Below are 6,765 nucleotides of genomic sequence, written 5' to 3' on the forward strand. Positions count from 1 at the left end.
CAGCTCGGCGACGCGCTCGGACCACGCGCAGGGGCCGCAGCAGGACCGCGGCCGGCGCCACGAGCTCGGCGAGGACGAGGTGCGGCTCCTTGGTCACCAGGCGGCCCAGGGCCCGGACCAGGCCGCTCACCACGGCGAGAAGGGCGACGACGGGGACCACGGGCAACGGCACCCCCACGAGCTGGGAGTGCAGGTAGGCCTGCCGCCGGGCCTGGGCCGAGCGCCGGGCGTCCCAGCCCGGACGGTTGAGCACCGCCCCGCCGAGGGGTCGGGCGAGGGTCGCCTGCGCGTGGTGGACCACGGCTCGGGGGACGACGACGACGCGGTGCCCGGCCAGGCGTGCCCGGCGCGAGAGGTCCAGGCCGTCGCCGTAGGGACCCAGGGCGGGGTCGGTACCGCCCAGGTCGGTCCACACGTCGCGCCGGACGAGAGCGCCGGCGGTGCCGACCCCGAGCACGTCCTCACGTCCGTCGTGCTGCCCCTGGTCGACCTCGGGCTCGTCGATCCCCGTCATGCGCCGCCCGAAGCGAGAGGTCGCGATACCCACCTCGACCACCCGCGGGGTCTCGCCGGGCAAGGACCAGGTGCGCTGCTTGCTGCCCGCGACGGCCACCGAGGGGGCGAGCTCGACCGCTCGGAGCAGCGCGGCCAGGGCGCCGGGCTCGGGGGCGCTGTCGTCGTGGAGGAGCCAGAGCCATCCCTCACGCCCCCCGACGAGGTCGGCGGCGGCCAGCCCCTGCCGCACGGCCTCCCCGAAGGTGCTCGCGTGGGGTGCCGCGTGCACGGTGACCCGGGAAGGGTCCGGGGGGCCCGCCGACCAGTGGCCGGCGACGAGGCTCGCGAGCCCGGGCTCAGGGCCGTGCGGGTCGGCGTCGACGAGCACGACCTGCTGCGGCGCACGGTGCTGGGCCGCGAGGGCGGCGAGGGTCTCCTCGAGGTACTCGCTGGGGCCACGCGTGACCACCACCGCGGTGACCTCGGGACCGTAGGGTCGCTCGACGGGCGCGCCGTGGACTGTCGGAGCGTCAGTCATGGGTGCCCGGGGAGCGCCGTGAGGGGCCGCGAAGGCCTCTCAGACGACGCGCTTCTTCAGCTTGCGGCGCTCGCGCTCGGACAGCCCGCCCCAGATGCCGAACCGCTCGTCGTTCTCGAGGGCGTACTCGAGGCACTCGGACCGGACCTCGCAGCCGGTGCACACGCGCTTGGCCTCACGGGTCGAGCCGCCCTTCTCGGGGAAGAACGCCTCAGGGTCGGTCTGCGCGCACAGCGCGCGCTCCTGCCAGCCCATGACGGTGTCGTCCTCGGCCGTGCCGAAGAGCGGGAGCACCGGCGCCACATCTGCTGCCGGCACCGAGTGGTCGGTCGGGAACGATGCCTCGTCGTCGAGCAGGTTCCACATGTCCGCCAGCCTTCCGTGCAGAGCGGCCCCGGTCAGAACCGCATGCATGGAATTACACGCGTGTCATCCACACCAGTCAAGCGGTGATGTGTTAGATCCGTGCCCTCGTCGCGAGCGTAGTGGGTGAAAACGGTGCAGGACGGACACGATCTCACCCGCCTTGCGGTGGCGCAGAGCGCCCCTCACCCAGATGGCCCAGCCCCCGGGGGCATCGTGAGGCACCGGGCACCGTGGTCGTGATGGACGCGAACCATGCGTAGCAGGCCTGCTGCCACGAGCAGGCAACCGGCCATCTCGAGGCTCTCCTCGACCGCGACCGCACTGATGAAGGCAGCACGATCGCCGTGCTGCTCCCGGGCCCACGTCGAGGCGAGCTCACCCAGCACAGCACCGAGGACGAGGACCAGGACCCCGGCCGGGACCAGCCGACCCGCCGACCCCGGCAGCCCTCGTCCCCACCGCACCAGCAGGACCACCCCGGCCGCGATCAGCAGGGCGAGGAGCACCCAGACCACCGGCTCACCGCGTCGGCCGTCCTCGAGGAGGAGCGCGAGCAGGTCCTCGTGCCACCGGAGCATCCCGTCCAGGCCCAGCAGGGTGCTGACCACGACCGTCGCCACCCACCGGCGTCTGCGTCCCGGCTCGAGGGCGGCCAGGACCGCCGCCGCTGCCGCGACGGTGAGGAACAGGAGGCTGCGCCACATGGCCGGGACCGTCCCGGGCTGGTTGAGGGCGAAGGCCTCGAGCCACGGCCCCGGCGCGCGGTCCGGGCGCGAGACGAGGTGAAGCACGAGGCCGGTCACGACCAGCGCGCCCGAGACCGCACCGAGGGGCACCAGCAGCAGGCGCAGGCGCAGGGGCCGTCCGGTCGGGGTCATCGCGCCACCGTAGCGACGGGCACCGACGTCGGGCCCGGGCCTAGGCTGGACGGGTGATCTCACCGACGACCGTCCCCGGGCTGCTGCAGTCCCTCGCCGCCGACGCCGGGCGTCCACGCCTGACCTGGTACGGGCCGGAGGGCGAGCGCATCGAGCTCTCGGGGCACGTCCTGGACAACTGGGTGACGAAGACCGCGAACCTGCTGGCCGAGGAGTTCGGGGCAGGCCCCTCCCACCGCGTGCTCGTCGACCTACCCCCGCACTGGCGCACCGTGGTGTGGGCCCTGGCGGTCTGGCGGGTCGGCGCGCACCTCGTGCTCGGCGAGGACGAGTCCGCGGACCTGGTCGTGACCGACCAGCCCCAGGCTCACGCCGACGCCGTCGAGCTGGTCGCGGTCGCCCTGCCGGCCCTGGCCCGGAGGTTCGACGGGACGCTGCCCGCGGGGGCCATCGACGCCGCGAGCGCGGTGATGACGTACGGGGACATGCTGACCTGGATGCCGGAGGCCGTCCCGACGGCTCCGGCCTTGACCGTGGGCGAGGGCTCCCCCGTCCCGCACGGTGAGCTGCTCGCCTGGGCACGGCCCACCGCCGGCACTCCTGGACGCCGGGTCCTGGTCGAGGTCGCCGGGGCGGGCGCCGCTGAGGTCCTGCGCGAAGTCATGAAGGTCTACGCCGACGACGGTTCGGTGGTCCTCTGGGCGACCGACCCGAACGAGCCCGCGGACCAGGTCGCCGCGCGCCGCGAGCGCGTCGAGGAGACCGAGCGCGTCACCGGCTGAGCAGGAGGGGCTCCACCTCCCGGCGCGGCCGCGCCGGGTCAGAGGAGCGCGTCGATCGCGTCGGCGACGGTGGCGCTCGGGGTGTAGTCCTCGCGGGCGTCTGACGACCGGTAACGCTGCGGGTCCTCCAGGAACGCCCGGAGCCTCCCCACGTCCAGGCGCGTCAGGACCATCGTGCGCCCCTCGCCCGCGTCCCGCTCCGTGTGCGCACGGTGGACGGCGCACGGGATGCTCAGGTGGGCGCTCTCCTCCTGCAGGCCACCGCTGTCGGTCACCACGAACTGCGCTCCGGCGAGCACCGGCAGGAAGGCGACGTAGCTGAGCTTGTCCTCGATCCGGAAGTGCTCCGCGTCGAACACATCGAGCAGGCCGTACTGCTCGAGGCGCTCACGTTCCGACGCCCCGGCGAAGTAGATGATCGGCACCCGGCGGCTGTACTCCTTCAGGATCTCGAGCGCCTGCCGGTAGAGGTCCTCCCGCCGCACCAGCTCGAAGCGGTGCAAGGTCGCGACGGCGTAGACCTCGGGCAGCTGGACCGTGTGGCGGCCGGGGCGTGCGAGCGCGTACCGCACCGCGTCCACGACGGTGTTGGCCCCGGTGGTCACGATCACCCCCCGACGCCGCCGAAGGTGGTGCGCCTCGACCGGGGTCGGCGGGAAGTGCAGGTCCGCCAGACGACCGACGACGCGGCGGTTGAGCTCCTCAGGGAAGGGATGCAGGAGGTTGCCGCTACGCAGGCCGGCCTCGACGTGCCCCACCCGGGCCCCCAGCGCGCGCCCGACGAGTGCGCCCAGCGGAGCGGTGAAGGTGTCGCCGTGGACGAGGACAAGCGGCGGGGTGCCGTCGCTCGCGAGCCGCTGAGCGAGATCGGCGCGCCGGCGCACGACGGTTCCTGCCAACCGCGCCACCCAACGGGGGACGTCCGCCGGTCGCGCGATGTTCCGGGCGCTCTCGCGCGGCACGAGCCACACCTGCGGAGCGGGGAGGCCGAGGTCGTCCAGGGTGCCCGCGAGCTCCTCGACGTGCTGGCCGGAGTACCAGATCTCCACGGCACGACCCCGCGCCACGAGCTCGTGGTGCACCGGCGAGATCTTGATGAGCTCCGCGGTCGTGCCGACGATGAACGCGATCAACGCGGTACCCCTCTGTGGTCTCCACCTGCGGTGGAGCAAGGGTACGCGGACGCCTGCCCGTCCGAGCCGGGCCCTTCGGGCCACTGCGTGCTCGGCTAGGGTTGGCCGGTGCCCTCCCCCACGCGCGACGACGCTCTCGGGACGCCACCCCCGCTCCACACCCTCAGCGTGGTGATTCCCGTCTACAACGAGGAGCGTTGGATCCGCCGTTGCGTGACGGCGCTCGTGGACGCGGCCGAGCAGGCCGGGCTGGCCCTGGACGTCGTCGTCGTGGACGACGGCAGCGACGACGCGACCCCCGAGGAGCTCCGGCACCTCGCCGCCGAGTACGGTCTGCGTGTCGTGACCCAGCCCAACGAGGGTCGGCTCGCTGCCCGCAGCACTGGGCTCGCCGCGGCGAGCGAGCCCTGGGCGCTCCTCCTGGACAGCCGCGTGATCGCTGAGCCCTCCGGGCTCGCATGGGTTCGGGAGCAGATCTCGTCGCACCCCGAGCGCCAGGTGTGGTGCGGTCACGTCGACGTCGACACGAGCGGCAACGTCTTCGCCGCGTTCTGGTCCGGCCTGGTCAAGATCGGGTGGCGCCGCTACACGTCCGATCCACGGCTGGTCTCCTTCGGTGCGGAGGAGTTCGACGCGTACCCCAAGGGCACCGGGTGCCTCCTGCTCCCCACCGGCCTCCTCCGCGAGGCGGTCGGTGGGTTCGAGTCGCTCTTCGACGACCAGGGTCTGGCGAGCGACGACACTCGGCTGCTGCGGTTCGTCGCGGGCCGGAGCCGCATCTGGCTCGCGCCCGACTTCGCGTTCCGCTACCACGGCAAGCAGGGCTTGCGCGGGTTCCTCCGCCAGTCGTACTTCCGAGGCACGACCTTCGTCGACGGATACCTCGGGCAGGCAGGTGCGGTGCGGCGCGCCCTGATCGCCGCGATCTGCGGCGGCGCCGCTCTGGTCGCCCTGGCCGCGCGCAAGCCTGCGTGGGGGGCCGCGGGCACGGTGGCGATCACCGCCGCCCTCACGGCCGCCGTCCGCCGGGTGGGCGGCACGCGTGAGGAGGCGAAGGCCACCGCGATGCTGACACCGGTGTTCGCCGTCGTCTTCGGCTCCGGGGTCCTCCGCGGCCTCGTCCTTGCCGCTGCGCGTGCCACCCGCCGCGGCGTCTCACCACGGTGAGCGAACCCGACGGGACCCTCCCGGCCGGCTCTCCGCGCGGGCACCGCGGCCCGTCGAGCGTGGCGCGGGTCGGGGTCGCGATCGCCGTCGCGAGCGCTGCGGGCTACGCGTTGCTGGTACTCGTCGGACGCTCGCTCACGCCCGCCGACTTCGCTCTCTTCGTCGCCTTCTGGGGCGTGCTCTTCGGGCTCGGCTCGTCGCTGTCGACCGTCGAGCAAGAGACGGCGCGGGTCGCCGCGAGCGAGGACGGGCAGGACACCGGTCCTCCGGCGCACGCTGTCGCGGCAGCGGCGGCCCTCCTGGCCACGCTCGTCGCAGCGACCACGCTCCTGCCCGCGGTCGCCGAACGGCTCTACGGCGACCCTGACAGCCGCATGGGTCTGCTCGTCACCGCCGCGGCCCTCGGCTTCGCCGTCCAGTTCGCCGTCCGCGGCCGCCTGATGGGTCGCGGTGCGGTGCAGAGCTACGGCTGGCTCGTGGTGACCGAGGCGGTGGTGCGGCTGGTCGTGCTGGGCGTCGTGATCGTCGCGGCAGGCGTCGACCTGTGGACGGCAGGTGTCGCCGTCACGATCGGGTCCTTCGCATGGCTCGGGTGGGCGCACCGAGCCCGTGGCGTCCTCCCCCGATGGTCCCCCTCGTTGCGCACCTGGGCCGCTGCTGCCGAACGCGCCGCGACGCTGATGCTCGCCGCGGGGCTGAGCGCGGCGATCATCACCGGCTACCCGACCATGGTCGCTGCCCTGACCTCGGAGCAGCCCGGGGCAGCGGGCGGCGCGGTGTTCGCGGCGCTGACGGTCTCGCGGGTGCCGCTCCTCCTCGTCTCGCCGGTCCAGGCGTTCACCGTTCCCTACGTCGTCCGGGCGCAGGCGCAGGCGACGACCTCCGCCGTGCCGCCGCTGCAGCGTGGACTCCTTGTCGGCACAGCCACGGCCGTCGCCGCAGGCCTGCTCGGCGGGGTCGTGGGACATCTGGCTGGGCCATGGGTCGTCCGGCTCGTCTACGGGGCCGCCTACGAGGTCTCGGGCCTGGCAGTCGGTCTGCTGGTGCTCTCGGCCTTTCTCCTGGCCTGGGTGCTCCTCCTGTCGGCAGCCCTCGTGGCGTTGTCATCGCACCGCGGAATGATCCTCATGTGGGCGGCCGGTGCGGGGTCCACAGCCGGGTGGCTGCTCATCAGCCCGCTCCCGCTCGTCGAGACGACAGCGGTCGGCGCGCTTGTCGGTCCGTGCGTCGCGGCAGCGGTGGCACTCCCCCTCCTGTGGGGCCTCGTCCGCCGGGCGCCGCACCGCTCGCGGTGATCGGCAGCACCCGCTGCCCCGACTCACCGCCCGGCGATGGCTGTCGCCTCGTCCGCCGGCTCTGGCTCGCCCGCCGGCGTCACGGCCTCCCCCGCGGTCGCCCTGGGCACG

7 protein-coding genes are annotated in these 6,765 nt (G+C 73.8%); 3 read left to right on the forward strand and 4 right to left on the reverse strand.

The window, feature by feature from the left end:
• The 3 genes from L0B03_RS12035 to L0B03_RS12045 form a co-directional block, all read right to left on the reverse strand.
• Positions 1-967, reverse strand: a 967-nt coding sequence (locus L0B03_RS12035) for a glycosyltransferase (protein WP_250446049.1), incomplete at its 3' end; no start/stop codon positions are given.
• 105 nt (positions 968-1,072) lie between these two features.
• Complete coding sequence (locus L0B03_RS12040) at positions 1,073-1,399, reverse strand: WhiB family transcriptional regulator (protein WP_284501722.1); 327 nt, start codon at positions 1,397-1,399, stop codon at positions 1,073-1,075.
• Positions 1,400-1,581: 182 nt separating this feature from the next.
• Positions 1,582-2,277, reverse strand: a complete 696-nt coding sequence (locus L0B03_RS12045; RefSeq protein WP_250446050.1) for a hypothetical protein — start codon at positions 2,275-2,277, stop codon at positions 1,582-1,584.
• Positions 2,278-2,330: 53 nt separating this feature from the next.
• On the opposite strand from L0B03_RS12045, the gene L0B03_RS12050 reads away from it, so the two are divergent.
• Positions 2,331-3,059, forward strand: coding sequence for a TIGR03089 family protein (locus L0B03_RS12050; protein WP_250446051.1), 729 nt, complete (start codon positions 2,331-2,333; stop codon positions 3,057-3,059).
• A gap of 38 nt (positions 3,060-3,097) precedes the next feature.
• Here L0B03_RS12050 and L0B03_RS12055 read toward each other — a convergent pair whose 3' ends face one another.
• The gene (locus L0B03_RS12055; protein WP_250446052.1) at positions 3,098-4,192 is read right to left on the reverse strand and encodes a UDP-N-acetylglucosamine 2-epimerase; all 1,095 of its coding nucleotides are present in this window, start codon (positions 4,190-4,192) and stop codon (positions 3,098-3,100) included.
• A 108-nt stretch (positions 4,193-4,300) separates the two neighbouring features.
• Between L0B03_RS12055 and L0B03_RS12060 the strand changes: the two genes are divergently transcribed.
• Complete coding sequence (locus L0B03_RS12060; RefSeq protein ID WP_250446053.1) at positions 4,301-5,359, forward strand: glycosyltransferase; 1,059 nt, start codon at positions 4,301-4,303, stop codon at positions 5,357-5,359.
• On the forward strand, positions 5,356-6,654 hold the full coding sequence (locus L0B03_RS12065) for a hypothetical protein (RefSeq protein ID WP_250446054.1): 1,299 nt from the start codon (positions 5,356-5,358) through the stop codon (positions 6,652-6,654). Before L0B03_RS12060 ends, L0B03_RS12065 begins: the two co-directional genes overlap by 4 nt.
• Positions 6,655-6,765: the final 111 nt, after the last annotated feature.

The sequence above is a fragment of the Actinotalea sp. C106 genome (assembly GCF_023630195.1).
Taxonomy (GTDB): Bacteria; Actinomycetota; Actinomycetes; order Actinomycetales; family Cellulomonadaceae; genus Actinotalea.